We start from the raw sequence: 19,291 nt of genomic DNA, 5'->3' as shown, positions 1-19,291 counted from the left end.
AATGACCCCTTCCCGCGACATTTCACGCCTGATCGAGATCATGGCGACGCTGCGTACGCCGGTCACCGGCTGTCCCTGGGACCTCGAGCAGAATTTTGCGACGATTGCGCCCTATACGATCGAGGAGGCCTATGAGGTCGCCGACGCGATCGCGCGCGGCGATTTCGACGACCTCCGCGAGGAGCTCGGCGATCTCTTGCTTCAGGTCGTCTATCACGCGCGCATGGCGGAGGAAGAGAACGCGTTTGCGTTCGGCGACGTGGTCGAGGCGATCACGAAGAAGATGATCCGCCGCCACCCGCACGTCTTTGCCGACAAGGACGGCAACATCCAGCCCGCCGGCGTCAAGAGCGCGTGGGAGCGCATCAAGGCCGAGGAAAAAGCCGAGCGCGCTGCGCGGCGGCCGCCGGAGGAGACGTTGCACAAATCGCTGCTGGCAAGCGTCAAGGCTGGCCTGCCTGCGCTGACGCGCGCAATGGCGTTGCAGCGCAAGGCCTCTACCGTCGGCTTCGACTGGAACGATCCGCGCGCGGTGCTGAAGAAGATCCGCGAGGAAGCCGACGAGATCGAAGCTGCGCTCGACCGCAATGACAGCCAGGAGCTGGCCGAGGAAACCGGCGACCTCCTGTTCGCGCTCGTCAACCTCGCCCGCCATGTCGACGCCGATCCGGAGACCGCGCTGCGCGCGACCAATGCGAAGTTCGAGCGCCGTTTTTCTTACATCGAGCGCGCGCTGGAGACGCAGGGCCGCACACTGGAGCAGGCCTCGCTGGAGGAGATGGACGCGCTGTGGAACGCGGCAAAGGCGGAGGAGAAGAAGTTGCCGGCGGCGGAGAGAAGCCAACGAGCGGGCCGCTAAACTCGCCCCTGCCGTTTGGCGTTACGCGGCGTGATGCGGCACGGCGTCGAAGCGGTTTACCACGATATCCCGCTTGGTTTCGTCCACCCGCACGGTCATGTCGAAGCGGCCCTCGTGCAGCTCTTTCGCCAGCACTTCGGAATTGCGATGCAGCCAGGAGATGCCGGCGCCGTCGGCGGCATCGATGGAGAGATCGAGCGTGGTGCGTTTTGCCGCCAGCCGCTCCTCGATCGCGGTGAGGAGCGCATCGATCCCCTCGCCTGACACGGCCGAGACAAGCATCGCGGGATGATCCGATGGCCTGCGCGCAGCGATGTTCACGAGCTCGTCGCGCTGCTCGGAATCGAACCGGTCGACCTTGTTCCAGACCTCGATGATGCGGCCGGAGTCGTCAGGGTTGATGCCGAGCTGGCGCAGCACGGCGTCGACGTCGCTCTGCTGCGCCTCGGCGTCCTCATGCGAGATGTCGCGAACATGCAGGATGACGTCGGCCTCCAACACCTCTTCCAGCGTGGCGCGGAACGCCGCGACGAGCTGGGTTGGCAGATTGGAGATGAAGCCGACGGTGTCCGACAGCATCGCCTTGCCACCATGCGGCAGATTGAGGGCGCGCAAGGTCGGATCGAGCGTCGCAAAAAGCATATCTGCGGCCTGAACGTCGGCGCGGGTCAGGCGGTTGAACAGCGTCGACTTGCCGGCATTGGTGTAGCCGACCAGCGCGACGACGCGGTACGGCACGCGCTGGCGGCCGGCGCGGTGCAAGCGCCGCGTCGCCTGCACCTTCTTCAATTCGTTCTCGAGCCGCGAGATGCGCTCGGAGATCAGGCGGCGGTCGGCCTCGATCTGCGTCTCGCCGGGACCACCCATGAAGCCGAAGCCGCCGCGCTGGCGCTCGAGATGGGTCCAGGAGCGCACCAGGCGCGAGCGCTGATAGTTGAGATGCGCGAGCTCGACCTGGAGCGAACCTTCCTTGGTCTTGGCGCGACGGCCGAAGATCTCCAGGATCAGGCCGGTGCGGTCGAGCACCTTGGCGTTCCAGGCCTTCTCGAGATTGCGCTGCTGGATCGGCGAGAGCGCACAGTCCATCACCACGAGGTCGACCTCGAGGCTCTTGATCAGCCCGGTAATCTCCTCGACCTTCCCTTTGCCCAGATAGGTCGCGGGGCGGATCTGGCTGATCGGCGCGACCAGCGCGTCGGCGATCACGAGGTCGATGGCGCGGGCAAGCCCTGCGGCCTCTTCGAGCCGCGCCTCGGCATCGCGCAGGACATGGCTCTCCGATTGCGCGTCGGCTCCGCCGGCGCGCGCCCGCATATAGGGGCCGATGACGATCACCCGCCCTGTCTGCCCAGCCTCTGCCGACCGCGGACGGTCAGCCCCCCCGTCAAAATTCCGGGGTTCCAATCAGATCACTCTCAAGCCGGCTGATCCTCGCCGCCTTCGAACAGCTGGATCGGAGCGCCGGGCATGATGGTCGAGATCGCATGCTTGTAAACGAGCTGCGAGTGACCGTCGCGCCGGAGCAGCAGACAGAAATTGTCGAACCAGGTCACAATTCCCTGCAGCTTTACTCCGTTGACCAGAAAGATCGTTAGTGGCGTTTTGGTTTTGCGAACGTGATTAAGGAAGGTGTCTTGTAGGTTTTGTGCGCGGTCTGCCGCCATTGTTGTTATCTCGCTTTGAGTTTCTTGTTGTTTGGATAGTCCGACCGGTTGCGGCCTTCTTCTGTGATGTGGGCCACTCCCGGTTGCCTTCCCTCATGAGATCCCCCTCGGAGGGTCGGCGGAACGATTAGAAGACAGGTACGCTTATTAGGCAAGCCGCTTCACGCGGCAGTCCGTATCCAAATCCTCCGAAAAACTACGGAAATCGATGATTTTCCTCTCATATTGTGAACGGGTATCCGATCGGACGCGGCTCAACCGACGCCGAGTGCCTTCAACTTCCGGTGTAGTGCCGATCGCTCCATGCCGACGAATTCGGCAGTGCGCGAAATATTGCCGGAAAAGCGGCTGATCTGGGCGATCAGATAGTCGCGTTCGAACACCTCCCGCGCCTCGCGCAGCGGCAGGCCCATGATGTGCTCGCCATTGTTGCTGGTCGGCATTGCCGGGACCATCGAACCGACGTCCTGCGGCAGCATGTCGGCGGTGATGATCACCTCCGGCCCGCCGGCGGCGAGAATCATGACTCTCTCAACGTTGTTGCGCAGTTGACGGACGTTGCCGGGCCAGACGTGGGACTGGAGCACCGCCATTGCGTCCTGGCCGATCTGGCGCTTGGGCAGCCCCGTGGCCGCCGAGATCTGGTCCATGAAATAGTCGATCAGCTCCGGAATGTCCTCGCGCCGCTCGGAGAGTGCGGGCACGCGGATCGGGACCACCGAGAGGCGGTGATAAAGATCCTCGCGGAAAGTGCCGGCTGCAATCTCCTCCTCGAGGTTGCGGGCGGTCGAGGAGATGATGCGGACGTCGACCTGCACCTTGCCGGTGCCGCCGACGCGCTGGAACGACTGCTCGACCAGCACACGCAAAATCTTGTTCTGGGTCTCGCGCGGCATGTCGGCGATCTCGTCGATGAATAGCGTGCCGCCATGAGCTTCTTCGAGCGCGCCCGGCTTGCGCGGCTGCTCGCCATTGGACTGCTCGACGCCGAACATCTCGTGCTCCATCCGCTCCGGCGTGATCGCCGCGGCATTGATCACGACGAAAGGCCCGTCGGCGCGACCCGAGGCCGCATGCAGCGTCCTCGCGGTCAATTCCTTGCCAGCTCCCGCGGGGCCGACGATCAGGATGCGGCTGTTGGCCTTGGCCGCGCGCTCGATCGTCTGGCGGAGCTGGTTCATGCTGGGCGAGCGGCCGACGAGTTGGCTCGCAGTCGGAGCGAGCTGCTTGAGCTCCCTCACCTCGCGCTTCAGGCGCGAGTTCTCCAGCGCGCGCGTCGCCACCAGGATCAGGCGATCGGCCTTGAACGGCTTCTCGATGAAGTCGTAGGCGCCGCGCTTGATCGCGGCGACCGCGGTCTCGATGTTGCCGTGGCCGGAAATCATCACGACCGGAAGCTCGACATTGTCCTTCTTGACCTGCTCGAGCAGTTGCAAGCCGTCGAGCTTGGAGCCTTGCAGCCAGATGTCGAGGAACACCAGATGCGGCCTGCGATTGGCGATCTCTGCGAGTGCAGAGTCGCTGTCACGCGCGGTCCTGGTGACGAACCCCTCGTCTTCCAAAATGCCCGCGACGAGATCACGAATATCGGCCTCATCATCGACAATCAGAATTTCATTTGCCATGAGTCGCGCCCGCTCTGTCAGTTGCCCGTTGAGGCTTTGATTCTTGTTGCATCATTAGTCGTTTCTGCCGGCTCTTTGGTTTCGGCGGCCGTCGCCTTTGTGTCCGGTTCTTTGGGTGTTTCCCGGGCTTTTTGAGCCGCGTCCTTCACCTCGATGGTGTTGGCATGGCCCGAGACCGCAAAACGCATCCGCATCCAGGCACCGCGCTGGCCTTCCCGGAAGTCGGAGGCATCCTTCAATTCGATGCGCCCGCCATGGTCCTCCAGGACGCGGCCGACTATCGCAAGCCCGAGGCCGGTGCCCTTGGCCCGAGTTGTCACATACGGCTCAAGGAGCCGCGAGCGCGCGACCTTGGGCAGGCCGATACCGTTGTCGACGACGTCGATCAGCACGTCCTGGGCCTCGCGCGAGACCACGACATCGATGCGGCCCTTTCCACCATCCTTGCCGAGCTCTTCCGGCGGCACCTGCTCGATCGCTTCCGTCGCGTTCTTGACGATGTTGGTGACGGCCTGGGAAATCAGCCGGCGGTCGAATTGCGCGCGCAGCGGGTCGTCCTTGAAAGTGGTCTCGATGTCGAGCTCGGGATGAGCGACCTTCATCAAAAACACCGCCTGCCGCACGGTATCGACGACATCCTCGCCTTCCATCACGGGTTTTGGCATGCGCGCAAAGCGCGAGAACTCGTCGACCATGCGTCTGATGTCGTCGACCTGGCGCACGATGGTATCGGTGCACTGGTCGAAGATCGACTTGTCCTTCTCCTCGGTGATGGTCTTGCCGAATTTGCGGCGGATGCGCTCGGCAGAGAGCTGGATCGGCGTCAGCGGGTTCTTGATCTCGTGGGCGATGCGGCGCGCCACGTCGCCCCAGGCCGAAGTGCGCTGCGCCGAGACGAGCTCGGTGATGTCGTCGAGCGTGATGATGTAGCTGTCGCGCGGCTGGCTGGTCTTTTCCGCGCTGACGCGAACCGACAGGTTGCGCTCCTGTCCGTCGCGCAGGATGGTGATCTGGCCCTGTACCAGCCGCTGGGTACCTTCCCGCGCGGTCTTCATCATGTCGTCGAGCTCGGGCAGCACTTCCGACAAGGGATGGCCGAGCGTCTCGGATTCGGCGTGGCCGATCAGCTTCTCCGCCGAGCGGTTGAGGATGCCGACGCTGCCGGAGGCATCGACGCCGATGATACCGGCGGAGGCCGAGGACAGCACGGCCTCGATGAAGCGGCGGCGGCTGTCGATCAGGTCGCTGGCGCTGACCAGCTCGTCGCGCTGGCTGCGCAGCTCCTGGGTCATTTTGTTGAAGGTCTCGCCGAGCTGGGCGAGATCGCCTTCGGATTTGTGGACGGGGACCTGGATATTGAGATTGCCGGTCGAGACTTCGCTCGCAGCGCCCATCAGCTGGCGGATCGGCGCCACCAGCCCGTTGGCGAAGTTGAGACCGATCAGCACGGAGGCCATCAGGATGGTCAGCGCGATCACCGCGAACATCAATGCGAATGCCACCTGGATGCCGAGCCTGCGCGTTTCGAGCTGCGCATATTCGGCTGCGCTGGTCTGCGTCTGCTTGAGCTGGGCAACGACGGCTGGATCAAGCAGACGCGCCACGTACAGGAACATGTCGTCGTAGGCCCGCAGACGGACCACGGATGCGACGTAGTTTTCGGGGAACACCGAGATTTGCGGCTCGGTTTCATTGACGTTCTTGAGGATGCCCGGCGGCGGCGGTTCGTAGTTGAGGCGAATACCAGTATCAGCGCTTGCGACGATTTTGCCGTCCTTGTCCATCAGCACCGCAACCGGCAGATTGCGCGCCGCGGCACCGGCGGTCATGAGCTTCATGAAAGTCATGCGATCCTGGTCATACAGCGGTCGCGCATGGGCGAGATCATTGGCCATCGCCAGCGTGTCGCCATTGATGAGCTGCGCATGTTCCTGCATGTAGGCGCCGGCAATCGTCAGCGAGTTCTGGATCACCTGCTTGGTGGAACCCGAGAACAGCCGGTCGAGGCCGCGTTCGATGGTGACGTTGGCAACGATCGACACCAGAACGGCGGGCAATACCGCGATCACCGAGAACAGGCCGACGATCTGCACATGCAGCCGCGCCGCCGCCCGGCCCCGCCGCCTCGCCTGCACCATCTGCCAGACTTCCCGGACGATGATGCCGACCAGCAGCAGAATCGTGCCAGCGTTGATCATCAGGAAGGAGCGAACCACCTCGGGCGTCGGCTCGATGCTGGTCAGCCCGGTCAGGACGACGAATGTCAGGAAGGCCGACAGCAGCGCCAGACCGACCGCAAACGGCGCCAGCCAGCGCCGCAATAGGCCGCGCTTGGGCTCGTCAGGTGGAGGCGTATCAAAGGACGCGGCCGAGGTATCTGGGCTGGTCATTCCGGCAATGGTGATGCTGAAAACGGGATCCGCGGATCACGGATACTGATGCATTCATATCACATTGTTGCCGAATTGCGACAATTCCACGGCGTGTCTACCGTGGCTGACCGACGCATCCACAGGGGGCCGCCTGGGCAGCCATTCCGGAGCGATGCGAAGCAGCGAACCCCAATGCGCAATTGCGCATTGGGGAATCTCGAGATTCCGGGCTCGGTCCTGTCGGACCGCCCCGGAATGACCGTGGATGAGGACTAGCCTCCGCTCCGATAGACCTGGATGTCGAGATCCCGGATCTTCTTGCGCAGCGTGTTGCGATTCAGACCGAGCAGGTCCGCGGCCCGAATCTGGTTGCCGCGGGTGGCGGCAAGGGCTGCGGTGAGCAGCGGGATCTCGATCTCCTTGAGAATGCGGTGATAGAGGCCGGGCGGCGGCATGCCGTTGGGAAAACCCTGGAAGTGCGTGGACAGATACGCCTCCACGGCACCGCCGAGATTGTCGACGCCCTGCTGGACGGCGGCACCCGGGCTGACCGAGGGCGGCGCGAGCTCGCCATCGATGACGGAGGCCGTGATGACGTCCTGCGGATAGAGTGCGGCGAGGCGCCGCGCGAGGTTTTCGAGCTCGCGCACGTTGCCGGGCCAACGGTGCTGCTTCATCCGCTCCAGTGCCAGCGCATCTAACTTCTTCGGCGGCAGGCCGTCCTTTTCGGCGAGTGCAAAGAAGTGACGCACGAGATCCGGCAGGTCCTCGATGCGCTCGCGCAGCGGCGGCAGACGCAGCGGCACGACGTTGAGGCGGAAGAACAGGTCCTCGCGGAACAGTCCCTGCTGGATCAGGACGCGCAGGTCCTTGTTGGAGGCCGCGACGATGCGCACGTCGGTCTTGATCGGGGTGCGGCCGCCGACGGTGGTGTATTCGCCCTGCTGGAGCACGCGCAACAGGCGCGTCTGTGCTTCCATCGGCATGTCGCCGATCTCGTCCAGGAACAGCGTGCCGCCCTCGGCCTGCTCGAAGCGACCGGAGGCACGGGTGTTGGCGCCGGTGAACGCGCCGCGCTCATGTCCGAACAGCTCGGATTCAATGAGGTCGCGCGGGATCGCCGCCATGTTGACGGCGACGAACGGACCGTTGCGGCGCTTGCCGTAGTCGTGCAGCGCGCGCGCCACCAGCTCCTTGCCGGTGCCGGACTCGCCCGTGATCATCACGGTGAGGTCGGTCTGCATGAGACGCGCGAGCACGCGGTAGATTTCCTGCATTGCCGGCGAGCGGCCGACCAGCGGGATCGCTTCCATCTCCGCATCTTCGTCCGGGCTCGATGTCCGCTCCTTCGGCTCGGCCAGCGCCCGGCCGACGATCGCGATCAGCTCCTTCAGGTCGAAGGGTTTCGGCAGATATTCGTAAGCCCCGCGCTCGGAGGCCCGGATCGCCGTCATGAACGTGTTCTGCGCGCTCATCACGATGACCGGCAGGTTCGGCCGCATCTTCTTGATGCGCGGCAGCAGGTCGAAGGCGTTTTCATCGGGCATCACCACGTCGGTGATGACGAGATCGCCCTCGCCCTGGCTGACCCAGCGCCACAGCGTGGCGGCGTTGCCGGTCAGCCTGACTTCGTACCCTGCCCGGGACAGAGCCTGGTTAAGAACCGTGCGGATGGCGGTATCGTCATCAGCAACGAGAATGCTACCTGCGGGCATATTCAATCCTCATTTTGCCCCCTGTGACGCAGGCGACGGCTTCCCGGCAGAGTCGGCGCGACTGCTTTGATCGGCGTGTTTGATGGAGGTCGAGTACATCGGCATCAGCACGCGGAAGGTGGTCTTGCGCGGCTGAGACTCGCATTCGATGATGCCACCGTGATCTCCGACGATTTTTGCGACCAGCGCCAAGCCGAGACCGCTGCCGGTCTGCTTGGTGGTCACGAAGGGATCGAACAGGTTGGGCAGAAGATCTTCGGGCACGCCCGGTCCGTTGTCCTTGACGCAGAATTCGAGCGGCAGGGATACCCGGGATTTTTGACCGGGCACTGACAGGCGCACGCCGGGGCGGAAGGCGGTGGTGAGCTGGATCTCGGCGTCGGGCACGTCGATCAGGGCCTCCGCGGCGTTCTTCACCAGATTGAGGAACACCTGGATGAGCTGGTCCTGGTTCGCGAGCACCGGCGGCAGCGAGGGATCGTAGTCCTCGATGAAGCGGATGTTGCGGGCAAAGCCGGATTGCGCGAGGCGCTTCACGTGGTCGAGCACGGAATGGATGTTGACCGGGCCGCGTACGACGGGCCGTTCGTCGCCGAACACTTCCATGCGGTCGACCAGCGTGACGATGCGGTCGGCCTCGTCGCAGATCAGCCGCGTCAGCATGCGGTCTTCCGAGGAGGCCTGCTGCTCGAGGAGCTGGGCGGCACCGCGGATGCCGGAGAGCGGGTTCTTGATCTCATGCGCGAGCATCGCGGCGAGCGCGATCACCGAGCGTGCGGCGCTGCGATGAGTGAGCTGGCGGTCCATCTTGTCGGCGATGGTGCGCTCCTGGAGCATCACCACGATGTAGCCGGGCCGCTCGGTGAGCGGGGCGACATGCAGATCGACCTGGCGGTCGCCTCCCATCCGCGGCGTGCCCAGATCGACCTTGTATTCGTTGATCGGTGAGTTCGACGAGCGCACCTGGTCGATCAATGCGAGGAGCGGGCTGCCGAACGGTACCAGCTCCTTGAGCGACTGGCGCTTCAGGAACTGGGTCGAAATCTCGAAGAACGCTTCCGTCGCGATATTGGCGTCGATGATCTTGCCGTCCGGCCCGATCAGCAGCACTGGATTGGGCAGTGCGTCGAGGATTGCATCGCCGTTTGACGGCATTGGCCGACGATGTTCAGCGGCTGAGCTCATGCAGCAGCGCTCCATGCGAAGTCGTCGAAGGCATCTTGCAGCGAGAGATGAACGGCCCGCGGATCCTCGGATGTGAGGATGTTCTGGCGCCACGCCTTCAGCTTCTCGGCCGGCGCGCGGCTGAGATGCGCGGCGACGTCGAGCGCCCAGCCGAGATGCTTGCGCGCATGCCTGAGGCCGATGCGCAAGCCATAGAGATCGCAGACGCCCTCATAGAGCGTGCGGGCATAATGGAGTTGCTCGGTCAGCGAGGGCGCGGCCTCCTCCGCCCCGCCCTGGAGGCGCCGGCCGATCTGGCCGGGCAGCCAGGGCTGGCCTTGCGCGCCGCGGCCGATCATGACGGCGTCGGCGCCGGAAGCCCCCAGCGCAGCCACGGCCTTTTCGAATGAGGTGACGTCGCCGTTGACCACCAGCGGAACGAAAATCGCCGCGCGGACATCGCGCACGGCATCCCAATCGGCCTCGCCCTTGTAGAACTGGCAGCGGGTGCGGCCGTGCACGGTGATCAGCCTGACGCCGGCGGCCTCCGCCCGCCGCGCCAGTTCCGGCGCATTGCGGGTGCGGTCGTCCCAGCCGAGGCGCATCTTCAGCGTGACCGGAACCTTCACAGCCGCGATCGTCGCCTCGATCAGGCGCAAGGCATGGTCGAGGTCGCGCATCAGCGCTGAGCCGGACTGTCCGCCGGTGACGTGGCGGGCCGGACAGCCCATGTTGATGTCGATGATGTCGGCGCCTTCCGCTTCCGCGATCCGGGCGCCCTCCGCCATCCAGTGGGCCTCGCAGCCGGCAAGCTGCACCACATGCGGGCCGAGGCCAGTCGCCTCGCAACGCAACCGGGACATTCTGTGGCCATTGGCGAGCTCGTCGCTGGCGGTCATTTCGGACACAACGAGACCTGCCCCAAGCTCCGCAGCCAGACGCCGGAAGGGGGAATCGGTCACCCCCGACATGGGCGCCAGGAAGACCGGGTTGGCGACATCAATATCGCCTATTTTCAATGGCTTAGCGCCTAATCCTACCGGGCCGGTCACGGACGTCTCGTCTCAAAGGCGGCGCCTCATCGCGCCTGCCATGACCTATCTTGCGCACAATTCTTGTGCAGTCAAGCGTCATGCCTACAGTTTAGACAGTTCTTGCAATCTTTCAAGTGCAGTGCAGCAAAAAGCTGTTACCGACAATCCGGCAATCACCGGTGTTCTTCCGCGGTGACCGTGCTAGAGGCATGCCAAAATCAGCCCTCTTCCCGATCATCACTACCAATTGAGTATTTAAGCGCTATGGCGAAATCAGAGCGGACCGCAGTTGTTCTCGTGGCGGCCGGGCGCGGGCTTCGCGCAGGTGCTGGCGGACCGAAGCAATACCGCGCGATCGGCGGCGTGCCGGTGATCTTTCGCGCCATGGAGTCCTTTAGCAATCACCCCGACGTCGCGCTGGTGCAGCCGGTCTTGAACCCAGATGACAGCGCCATGTTCACGGCTGCGGTCCAAGGCCTGCGCCACGAGCCCCCGACCAGCGGTGGCGCGACGCGCCAGGCCTCCGTGCTCGCCGGCCTTGAGGCGCTCGCCCCGCACAAGCCGGATCTCGTCCTGATCCACGATGCAGCGCGCCCCTTCGTCTCGCAGGCCCTGATCTCCCGCGCGATCGAAGCCGCCAGCCGCCACAGTGCCGCGATCCCCGCGATCGCTGTCAACGACACCGTCAAGCTGGTCGGCGCGGCCGGGCAGATCGAGGCAACGCCGGACCGCGCGCGCTTGCGGATCGCGCAGACGCCGCAATCCTTTCGTTTCGATGTCATCCTCGACGCGCATCGTCGCGCGGCGAAGGACGGACGCACTGATTTCACAGATGACGCGGCGATCGCCGAATGGGCGGGATTGACGGTCGCAACCTTTGAAGGCGATGTTGCAAACATGAAGCTCACTACCCCCGAAGACTTCGTCCGCGAGGAAGCGCGCCTCGCCAGCCAGCTCGGCGACATCAGGACCGGGACCGGCTACGACGTGCATGCCTTCGGTGAAGGCGACCACGTCATGATCTGCGGCGTCCGCGTGCCGCACAGCAAGGGCTTCCTGGCCCACTCCGACGGCGATGTCGGCCTGCATGCGCTGGTCGATGCCATCCTCGGCGCGCTCGCCGACGGCGACATCGGTTCGCACTTCCCGCCGAGCGATCCCAAGTGGAAGGGCGCCTCCTCCGACCAGTTCCTGAAATACGCCATCGAGCGCGTTACGCAGCGCGGGGGCCGCGTCGCCAATCTCGAGGTGACGCTGATCTGCGAGCGGCCGAAGATCGGTCCCTTGCGCGACACCATGCGCGCGCGGATCGCAGAAATCTCCGGCGTCGACATCTCGCGCGTCGCGGTGAAGGCCACGACCAGCGAGCGGCTCGGTTTCACCGGCCGCGAGGAAGGCATCGCGGCGACCGCGAGCGCCACCATCCGCCTTCCCTGGAGCGTCTAGGCCATGGGCGGCAGCGACGCACGCGCCCTCTCCCGCTCGCTGCTCGATCTGTGCCGGATGCGCAAGCTGACGATCGCGACCGCCGAGTCCTGCACCGGCGGCCTCGTCGCCGGCGCGCTGACGGACATTCCAGGCTCCTCCGACGTCATCGACCGCGGCTTCGTCACCTATTCCAATGACGCCAAGCGCGCGATGCTCGGCGTCGAGGCGAGCACGCTGTTGAATTTCGGCGCCGTCAGCAAGGAGACCGCGACCGCGATGGCGGTCGGTGCGCTGGAGCGCGCGGGCGTCGATCTTGCGGTCGCCATCACCGGCATCGCCGGCCCGGGCGGCGCGACGCCTGGCAAGCCGGTCGGGCTCGTCCACTTCGCCGCCGCCGCGCGCGATGGCCGCATCATCCATCGCGAGCACCGATTTGGCGCGATCGGCCGCACCGCCGTACGGCTACGCTCGGTCGTCGAGGCTCTGCGCATGCTGATGGACCTCGCCCGCGGCCCGCAAGCCGCCGCAAAGCCGCGCCGCGAAGCCGCCAGCCGCCTGCGTCCGCGGGTGGCGCGCTCGCCGCGCCGTGGCGCGGTCAAGCGGCGCAGGCCGCCACGGGGTTGATGGCGATCTTCCGATCAAATCTCGATCGACTTTTGTCAAAAGCGCTCGCGCCTCGTACGCTAGACGCGCGCCGCAACATCGCTGTCACGGTCCAGCTTGCGCCTGCCCACATAACCGCAATAATAATGGCGCTCTAAAGTTGCGCGTCGGGAATCAACCCGACGCCACATTCGGGAGGGCGGCAACGTGTTCTCTCGCTGCGCGGTCTCAATCGTCCTGTACTTGGCCGCTTGCGATTTTGCGACCGCTCAAGCGGCTAATCAGCCGCCCGACACGATGGCGGCGCGCGTCGAGGCCTGTACGCCCTGCCACGGTAACAAGGGCGAAGGCACCAGCGACGTCTATTTCCCGCGGCTTGCGGGCAAGCCGGCCGGCTATCTCTACAACCAGCTTCTTGCGTTCAAGAGTGGCCGGCGGAAGTACCCGCCGATGAACTATCTGCTGGAATTCCTCACCGATCCCTACCTCCAGCAGATGGCGGACTACTTCGCCGATCAGCATCCAGCGCTGCCGCCCGTCGCAGCCACCGATGCCAGCCAGGAGGTTCTCCAGCGCGGTCAGTCACTGGTGACGCGCGGCGATCCCCAGCGCCAGATACCGGCGTGCGGCAGCTGCCATGGCCCAGCCTTGACCGGCATGGAGCCGGGAATTCCGGGCCTGCTCGGGTTGCGTCCGAACTACATCAGCGCTCAACTCGGAGCATGGCGGTATGGCACCCGCACTGCGAAGGCGCCGGACTGCATGCAGCAGGTGGCCGCCCGCCTCACAGAGGAGGACGTCACGGCCGTCGCGGCATGGCTGGCGAACCACCCGGCGCCAGTGAATGCCGCTCCGGCGCCGAAGGGCACCTACGTGCTGCCCTTCGCCTGCGGTAGCGAACCGGATTGAGGAGACGAGGATGCCATCGCGTTCACGAATCCTGGCCGCTCTGCTGTTGTCGGTCTTCGTCGGATCTGCCCAGGCGCAGCAGAAGGCCAGCCCGCCCAGCGACAACATCGTGGCACGCGGCGAGTATCTGGCGCGCGCCGGCGACTGCATCGCCTGCCACACGGCACCCGAGGGCCGCACTTTCGCCGGCGGGCGCGCCATGCCGACGCCTTTCGGCACGTTGTACTCGTCGAACATCACGCCGGATCGGGAGACCGGTATCGGCAAATGGACCGCGGAGGACTTTTACAAAGCAATGCACACCGGCCGCTTTCCGGATGGCGGGTTGATGTATCCGGCGATGCCGTTCGCCTCGTACACAAAAGTCACGCGGGCCGATAGCGAGGCGATCTTCGCGTATTTGAAGTCGATCCCGCCCGTGAACCAGAGGAACCGGGAACACGACCTTCGCTTCCCCTATTCCAATCGCCAGCTCATTCTCGGCTGGCGCACGCTGTTCTTCAACGAGGGCGAATTCAAGCCCGATCCGACCAAGTCCGCCGAGTGGAATCGCGGTGCCTATCTGGTCGAGGGTCTCGGCCATTGCGGCATGTGCCATTCGCCGATCAACGCGCTCGGCGGCACCTCGCAGTCGGACGCCTTCAAGGGCGGGCTGATTCCGATGCAGAACTGGTACGCGCCCTCGCTCACGTCCAACCGCGAGGCCGGGCTCGGCGACTGGAGCATCAAGGACATCACCGACCTGCTCCAGACCGGCGTCTCGGCCCGCGGCGTGGTCTATGGTCCCATGGCCGAGGTCGTGCACAACAGCCTGCAATATCTCAGCGACGAGGACACCAGGGCGATGGCGGTCTACCTGAAGGGCATCTCGGAGCCCTCACCTCCGCCGCCGGCGAGCTCGGCGCTGCCGACGACCGAAAGCAGCTTGCTCATCAGCCTCGGCAAGACCGTCTATGACAAGAACTGTGCGAGCTGTCACGGCGCGCAGGGCGAAGGCAAGCCGCCACACTGGCCGCCGCTCGCCAACAATCAGTCGATCGAAATGCAATCGGCAGTCAATCCGATCCGCATGGTGCTCAACGGCGGCTATCCGCCCGGCACTGAGGGCAATCCAATGCCCTATGGCATGCCGCCCTTTGCCGGCTTGCTCTCGGACAACGAGATCGCCGCCGTCGTCTCTTATATCCGCACGGCCTGGGGCAATCGCGGCACGCCGGTGTCGGCGCGCGAGGCCAACGAGCTGCGCTCCGCTCCCCTCAATTGAGACGCGCCATGATCAACTCTGATCCACCGACCAGCTCTGCCGCCGCCGACCAGGCTGTCGACGAGGTCGTCGCGCGAGGGCCGTCCGGCGCAATCGCGCTCGCCGGCATTGCAACCGCCTGCGTGGTCATGATGTGGTTCGCTTTCTATCTCTTCGTCTTCCTGCCGCGCGGGGCGCTGCAATGAGCGCACAGGACACGGGACATCAGGGCGCCGAGATTGCGCGGCGCACCGAGCGGCGATGGGCGACCCTCTCTGTCATCATTATCGTCGCGATGGCGGTGATCGCGGCGATTGCCGGCATCCATCGCGCCACCATGCCGCAGGCGCGCGTCGAGACCACTGATCCGTCGCGGCTGCATCTTTCAGGAGAATTCGTCGAAAGCAATCTCGGCAGCGTGCTGGAGTCCAATGGCGCGGTGACGGTGCGCGCGATCGGCCAGCAATATTCCTTCACGCCCGCCTGCCTGCTGGTGCCGGCCGAGACGCCGATCACGTTGCGCGCCACCAGCGCCGACGTGGTCCACGGTATCCTGATCCAGGGTACCAACATCAACACCATGCTGGTGCCGGGCTACGTCTCCGAGCAACTCATGCGCTTTGAGCGGACCGGCGACTATCTGATGCCCTGCCAGGAGTTTTGCAGCTTCGGTCATGAAGGCATGTGGGGCAAGGTCAGGGTGATCGACAAGGCGAAGTTCGCGGAGCTTGCAAAGAGCAGCGGGAGGCTGAGCTGTGTTGGCCAATAGGAAGCTGGTCCTCGCCCATTTCTGGCTGGCTTTCGCCGTGTTCGGCGTGGCGCTCACGCTCGGCGCCTGGCAGATGTTCATCCGCAGCCCGCTCGGGACCTGGCTTTCCAATCCCGAGCTCTACTACCGCTCGCTGACTGCGCACGGCACAGTCATGGGCTACGTCTTCCCGACCCTGGTCGCGATGGGATTTGGCTATGCGATCAGCGAGTCCGCGCTGGAGCAGCGCCTGGTCGGCGTACGCTGGGCCTGGGCCGGATTCTGGCTGATCGTCGGCGGCAGCATCATGGCGATGATCCCGGTCGCGCTCGGCCGCGCCTCCGTGCTCTACACCTTCTATCCGCCGCTGATCGGCAGCCCCTTCTACTACGTCGGCGTCGTGCTGGTCGTCGTCGGGTCCTGGATCTGGGTCGCGCTGATGTCGATCAATCTGCGTGTCTGGAAAGGGGCCAATCCCGGCAAGCCGGTGCCGCTGGCGATGTTCGCCAATGTCGCGGGCTCCTATCTCTGGGCCTGGACCGCGGTTGGCGCCGCGCTCGAGCTATTGCTCCAGATCATCCCCGTCGCGGTCGGCCTGAAGGCCACGATCGACGCCGGTCTTGCCCGCGTGTTCTTCTCCTGGACGCTGCACGCCATCGTCTATTTCTGGCTGGTGCCGACCTACATCGCCTATTACGCCATCGTGCCCCGCGCGATCGGCGGCCGCGTCTACTCCGACACCATGGCGCGGATCGCCTTCATTCTGTTCCTGGTGGTGGCAATGCCGATCGGCATGCACCATACATTCGGCGATCCGCAGGTCGGCGCCGGCTTCAAGTTCGTCCATTCCGCGTTCACCGCGCTGGTCGCGCTGCCGACGCTTCTGACCGTCTTCACGATCTGCGCCTCCGTCGAGATTGCAGCGCGCCTGCGCGGTGGTCACGGCCTGTTCGGCTGGATGCGGGCGCTGCCGTGGGACAATCCGATGATGCTGGCGCTCGCCTTCTCCTTCGTGATGCTCGGTTTCGGCGGCGCCGGTGGCCTGATCAACATGAGCTATCAGCTCGACAGCTCGATCCACAACACGCAATGGATCACCGGCCACTTCCACCTGATCTTCGGCGGCGCCATCGTGATCATGTATTTCGCGATCGCCTATGATTTGTGGCCGCATCTCACGGGCCGTGAGTTCGTCGATCTCCGCCTCATCCGTACCCAGCTCTGGCTGTGGTTCATCGGCATGATCATCACCACCTTCCCGTGGCACTGGGTCGGCATCCTGGGCATGCCGCGCCGCATGGCCTATTTCGATTTCGCCGATCCCGCGATCGCGCCCCAGGCGCTCTCGGTTACGTTCTCTGCCATCGGCGGCTTCACCCTGCTGACATCAGGCATTCTCTTCCTGGTCATTCTGGCGCGCGGCATGCGCTCGCCTGCGGTCGAGGCCGGCGCGTATCGCTTCAGCCTCGCGGTGCATCAGCCAGCGACCGTTCCGCTAGCGCTCAACACGCACGCGCTGTGGGTGGCGCTGATGATCGGGCTCACCATCACCAACTATGGCTACCCGATCCTGACGCTGGCACTGACCGAAGGCACGTCGGTGCCGGCCGTGTATGTGGGAGCGCAGTGATGAGTGCGCGCGACCTTTTCACCCTCACCAACCGCCATTTCAAGACGAGCGTCGGTATCACCGCTGCAATCTTCGTTGTAACGGCGATTGTCGGCTTCATCGTGCTGCCGTTCGCGCAGCCCTGGGTTCAGTTCGCCAATGTCTGGGATGCGATCTGCAGCGCAGCCGGCGTGCCGCAACGCTCCGCGGCGGCTGCTGCGCAGGCGCAGGACAAACGCCTGTCGGAGGTCGTGCTGACCTCGCACACGCTGTCACGTCCGAACCAGGAAGCGATCGGACGCGGCGCCACGCTCGCACAGCGCTGCGCGATCTGCCACGGTCCGACCGGCATCAGCCGAGCGGATTCGCCCAATCTTGCCGGCCAATATGCCGCCGTCATCTACAAGGAGCTGCACGACTTCCGTTCCGGCGCGCGCACCAACGCGGTGATGTCGCCGTTTGCGACCGGCCTGACCGATCAGGAAATGGGCGACCTCGCCCTTTACTACGCCTTTCTGCCGCGGCTGCCGGCCTATCATCCGACACCGCAACTGCCGAAGCCCAACATCGTGATCTACGGCGCGCCCATGCGGGGGATCGCACCCTGCGGCTCCTGCCATGGCAGCCTCGACAACAAGGTCGGCAGCCCTTGGCTCGAAGGCCAATCGGAGGCCTATATGAAGGCCCAGCTACGGGCGTTCGCCGGTGGCGATCGGCGCAACGACATCAGCCAGCAGATGCGCAACATCGCGCGCGCGATGACGCCGCAGGAGATCGACGAGGCTGCCGCCTACTACGCGTCGCAACCGCCTGACATCGTCAAGGCGGTAGATTGATCAGGACGACGCGATCTTCCGCCGGCCGTAGATCGCGTCTGCCCGCTTCTCGAACGCGGCGGAGAAGCGTGCAAAGGCGGCGTCGAACATCGAGCCCATCAGCATCGCGAGCATGCGGCTCCTGAACTCGTAGGACAGAAAGAAGCCGACGTCGCAGACCCCCTCGCCCTTCGGCTCGAAGGTCCAGCGGTTTTCGAGCTTGCTGAAGGGCCCCTGCAGGTACTCGACCATGATCTTCAGATTGGCGCGATCAAGCGTCACACGGCTGGTGAAGGATTCCTTGACCAGCTTGAACGACACCGTCATGTCGGCAACCAGCACCTCGGTGCCATCGGGTTTTGCAACCCGCTGGCGCACCTTCAGCGCGCTGCACAGCGGCACGAATTCCGGGTAGCGCTCGACATCGGCGACCAGATCGAACATCTCTGGCGCGCTATGGTTGACGCGGTGCTTGCTCGAAACTCGGTGCATATGACGTCAGCGGGCGTGAGCCGCCCGCGCTGCCTTCAGTCTCGCGAAATCGTCACCTGCGTGATGCGACGAACGGGTCAACGGGCTCGCCGACACCATCAGGAACCCCTTGGTGTAGGCGACCTTTTCATATGAGCCGAACTCATCCGGCGGCACGTAGCGCATCACGGCGTGGTGCTTGCGGGTCGGCTGGAGATACTGGCCGATGGTCAGGAAGTCGACCTCGGCGGAGCGCAGATCGTCCATCACCTGGAGCACCTCGTGGCGCTCCTCGCCCAGGCCGACCATGATGCCGGACTTGGTGAAGATGGTGGGGTCGATCTCCTTCACCCGCTGCAACAGCCGGATCGAATGGAAATAACGCGCGCCGGGCCTCACCGTCAGGTAACGCGACGGCACGGTTTCGAGATTGTGGTTGAAGACGTCGGGCTTGGCCGCTGCCACCACCTCGAGCGCCCCCTCCTTGCGCAGGAAGTCGGGCGTCAGGATCTCGATCGTGGTCGAGGGACAGGCGGCGCGGATCGCGCGGATCGTCTTGGCAAAATGCTCGGCACCGCCATCGGCGAGATCGTCGCGGTCGACCGAGGTGATCACGACATGGGCGAGCCCCAGCTTGGCGGTGGCCTCGGCTACATGCTCCGGCTCGGCGGCGTCGAGCGCGTTGGGCAGGCCCGTCTTGACGTTACAGAAGGCGCACGCGCGGGTGCAGGTGTCGCCCATGATCATGAAGGTGGCGTGCTTCTTGTCCCAGCACTCGCCGATGTTCGGGCAGCCCGCCTCCTCGCACACGGTATGCAGGCCGTTGGCCCGCACGATGTTGCGGGTGTCGGCATAGCCGCGGGTGTTCGGCGCGCGCACGCGGATCCAGTCCGGCTTCGGCGGCGAAGCGGCATCGGGCCGGTTCACTTTCTCCGGGTGACGCGGGCGCGGCGGGTTGGTGATGGTGTCGACAATAACGACCATGGGGTATCCGGTCTGTTCAGGTCCTACCTAGTCGGTATCGCAGGGCAT

At 64.7% G+C, this 19,291-nt stretch carries 18 protein-coding genes; 9 read left to right on the top strand and 9 right to left on the bottom strand.

Annotated elements, in window-relative coordinates; translation table 11 throughout:
- The first annotated feature begins 1 nt into the window (after position 1).
- The gene (gene mazG, locus NLN62_RS40750) at positions 2 to 859 is read left to right on the top strand and encodes a nucleoside triphosphate pyrophosphohydrolase (protein ID WP_027523266.1); all 858 of its coding nucleotides are present in this window, start codon (positions 2 to 4) and stop codon (positions 857 to 859) included.
- Between the two features lie 21 nt (positions 860 to 880).
- Here the strand turns inward: mazG and hflX are convergent, their stop codons facing one another.
- The 7 genes from hflX to dusB all read right to left on the bottom strand — a co-directional run bounded on the left by hflX (position 881) and on the right by dusB (position 10,418).
- On the bottom strand, positions 881 to 2,263 hold the full coding sequence (hflX, locus tag NLN62_RS40745) for a GTPase HflX (RefSeq protein WP_027523265.1): 1,383 nt from the start codon (positions 2,261 to 2,263) through the stop codon (positions 881 to 883).
- An 11-nt stretch (positions 2,264 to 2,274) separates the two neighbouring features.
- Positions 2,275 to 2,523, bottom strand: a complete 249-nt coding sequence (gene hfq / locus NLN62_RS40740; RefSeq protein WP_007591126.1) for an RNA chaperone Hfq — start codon at positions 2,521 to 2,523, stop codon at positions 2,275 to 2,277.
- A 254-nt stretch (positions 2,524 to 2,777) separates the two neighbouring features.
- Entirely contained in the window at positions 2,778 to 4,148 is a 1,371-nt protein-coding gene (locus NLN62_RS40735) for a sigma-54 dependent transcriptional regulator (protein WP_254112395.1), read from the bottom strand.
- Between the two features lie 17 nt (positions 4,149 to 4,165).
- A complete protein-coding gene (locus tag NLN62_RS40730; RefSeq protein ID WP_027523263.1) occupies positions 4,166 to 6,538 on the bottom strand; it encodes a PAS domain-containing sensor histidine kinase in 2,373 nt (790 codons plus the stop codon).
- Positions 6,539 to 6,792: 254 nt separating this feature from the next.
- A complete protein-coding gene (ntrC, locus tag NLN62_RS40725; protein ID WP_027523262.1) occupies positions 6,793 to 8,235 on the bottom strand; it encodes a nitrogen regulation protein NR(I) in 1,443 nt (480 codons plus the stop codon).
- Between the two features lie 9 nt (positions 8,236 to 8,244).
- Entirely contained in the window at positions 8,245 to 9,420 is a 1,176-nt protein-coding gene (locus tag NLN62_RS40720; protein ID WP_027523261.1) for a nitrogen regulation protein NR(II), read from the bottom strand.
- The gene (dusB, locus tag NLN62_RS40715; protein ID WP_371933145.1) at positions 9,417 to 10,418 is read right to left on the bottom strand and encodes a tRNA dihydrouridine synthase DusB; all 1,002 of its coding nucleotides are present in this window, start codon (positions 10,416 to 10,418) and stop codon (positions 9,417 to 9,419) included. The genes NLN62_RS40720 and dusB overlap by 4 nt, the downstream gene beginning before the upstream one ends.
- A gap of 279 nt (positions 10,419 to 10,697) precedes the next feature.
- Here dusB and NLN62_RS40710 point away from each other — a divergent pair, with 279 nt between their 5' ends.
- From NLN62_RS40710 to NLN62_RS40675, 8 genes are all read left to right on the top strand, one after another.
- A complete protein-coding gene (locus NLN62_RS40710; protein WP_027523259.1) occupies positions 10,698 to 11,879 on the top strand; it encodes a bifunctional 2-C-methyl-D-erythritol 4-phosphate cytidylyltransferase/2-C-methyl-D-erythritol 2,4-cyclodiphosphate synthase in 1,182 nt (393 codons plus the stop codon).
- Positions 11,880 to 11,882: 3 nt separating this feature from the next.
- Positions 11,883 to 12,485, top strand: coding sequence for a CinA family protein (locus NLN62_RS40705; protein WP_254112393.1), 603 nt, complete (start codon positions 11,883 to 11,885; stop codon positions 12,483 to 12,485).
- A gap of 186 nt (positions 12,486 to 12,671) precedes the next feature.
- A complete protein-coding gene (locus NLN62_RS40700; protein WP_027523257.1) occupies positions 12,672 to 13,373 on the top strand; it encodes a c-type cytochrome in 702 nt (233 codons plus the stop codon).
- 10 nt (positions 13,374 to 13,383) lie between these two features.
- On the top strand, positions 13,384 to 14,637 hold the full coding sequence (locus tag NLN62_RS40695) for a cytochrome c (RefSeq protein ID WP_027523256.1): 1,254 nt from the start codon (positions 13,384 to 13,386) through the stop codon (positions 14,635 to 14,637).
- Positions 14,638 to 14,645: 8 nt separating this feature from the next.
- Positions 14,646 to 14,822 (top strand): hypothetical protein, encoded by a 177-nt coding sequence (locus NLN62_RS40690; RefSeq protein WP_027523255.1) that lies wholly within the window; start codon positions 14,646 to 14,648, stop codon positions 14,820 to 14,822.
- Complete coding sequence (locus tag NLN62_RS40685; protein WP_027523254.1) at positions 14,819 to 15,385, top strand: cytochrome c oxidase subunit II; 567 nt, start codon at positions 14,819 to 14,821, stop codon at positions 15,383 to 15,385. The genes NLN62_RS40690 and NLN62_RS40685 overlap by 4 nt, the downstream gene beginning before the upstream one ends.
- Positions 15,372 to 16,994 carry a b(o/a)3-type cytochrome-c oxidase subunit 1 gene (locus tag NLN62_RS40680; protein WP_027523253.1) on the top strand — a complete coding sequence of 541 codons (1,623 nt, stop codon included), beginning with the start codon at positions 15,372 to 15,374 and terminating at the stop codon, positions 16,992 to 16,994. Before NLN62_RS40685 ends, NLN62_RS40680 begins: the two co-directional genes overlap by 14 nt.
- Positions 16,994 to 17,809 carry a cytochrome c gene (locus tag NLN62_RS40675; RefSeq protein ID WP_027523252.1) on the top strand — a complete coding sequence of 272 codons (816 nt, stop codon included), beginning with the start codon at positions 16,994 to 16,996 and terminating at the stop codon, positions 17,807 to 17,809. Before NLN62_RS40680 ends, NLN62_RS40675 begins: the two co-directional genes overlap by 1 nt.
- On the opposite strand, the gene NLN62_RS40670 is transcribed toward NLN62_RS40675, so the two are convergent.
- Positions 17,810 to 18,280 carry a type II toxin-antitoxin system RatA family toxin gene (locus NLN62_RS40670; protein WP_027523251.1) on the bottom strand — a complete coding sequence of 157 codons (471 nt, stop codon included), beginning with the start codon at positions 18,278 to 18,280 and terminating at the stop codon, positions 17,810 to 17,812.
- Positions 18,281 to 18,286: 6 nt separating this feature from the next.
- Entirely contained in the window at positions 18,287 to 19,243 is a 957-nt protein-coding gene (lipA, locus tag NLN62_RS40665; protein ID WP_027523250.1) for a lipoyl synthase, read from the bottom strand.
- Positions 19,244 to 19,291: the final 48 nt, after the last annotated feature.

It is taken from the genome of Bradyrhizobium sp. CCGUVB23 (assembly GCF_024199885.1).
Lineage (GTDB): Bacteria > Pseudomonadota > Alphaproteobacteria > Rhizobiales > Xanthobacteraceae > Bradyrhizobium.
Note: the sequence above shows the minus strand (reverse complement) of the source record. Positions and strands in the feature narration are given on the sequence as shown.

Coding starts and splice junctions, on each gene's coding strand:
- NLN62_RS40730 (WP_027523263.1), bottom strand. CDS start 6,538: ATGACCAGCCCAGATACCTCGGCCGCGTCCTTTGATACGCCTCCACCT.
- mazG (WP_027523266.1), top strand. CDS start 2: ATGACCCCTTCCCGCGACATTTCACGCCTGATCGAGATCATGGCGACG.
- NLN62_RS40670 (WP_027523251.1), bottom strand. CDS start 18,280: ATGCACCGAGTTTCGAGCAAGCACCGCGTCAACCATAGCGCGCCAGAG.
- NLN62_RS40695 (WP_027523256.1), top strand. CDS start 13,384: ATGCCATCGCGTTCACGAATCCTGGCCGCTCTGCTGTTGTCGGTCTTC.
- NLN62_RS40720 (WP_027523261.1), bottom strand. CDS start 9,420: ATGAGCTCAGCCGCTGAACATCGTCGGCCAATGCCGTCAAACGGCGAT.
- NLN62_RS40735 (WP_254112395.1), bottom strand. CDS start 4,148: ATGGCAAATGAAATTCTGATTGTCGATGATGAGGCCGATATTCGTGAT.
- ntrC (WP_027523262.1), bottom strand. CDS start 8,235: ATGCCCGCAGGTAGCATTCTCGTTGCTGATGACGATACCGCCATCCGC.
- NLN62_RS40710 (WP_027523259.1), top strand. CDS start 10,698: ATGGCGAAATCAGAGCGGACCGCAGTTGTTCTCGTGGCGGCCGGGCGC.
- hfq (WP_007591126.1), bottom strand. CDS start 2,523: ATGGCGGCAGACCGCGCACAAAACCTACAAGACACCTTCCTTAATCAC.
- lipA (WP_027523250.1), bottom strand. CDS start 19,243: ATGGTCGTTATTGTCGACACCATCACCAACCCGCCGCGCCCGCGTCAC.
- NLN62_RS40705 (WP_254112393.1), top strand. CDS start 11,883: ATGGGCGGCAGCGACGCACGCGCCCTCTCCCGCTCGCTGCTCGATCTG.
- NLN62_RS40685 (WP_027523254.1), top strand. CDS start 14,819: ATGAGCGCACAGGACACGGGACATCAGGGCGCCGAGATTGCGCGGCGC.
- NLN62_RS40690 (WP_027523255.1), top strand. CDS start 14,646: ATGATCAACTCTGATCCACCGACCAGCTCTGCCGCCGCCGACCAGGCT.
- NLN62_RS40675 (WP_027523252.1), top strand. CDS start 16,994: ATGAGTGCGCGCGACCTTTTCACCCTCACCAACCGCCATTTCAAGACG.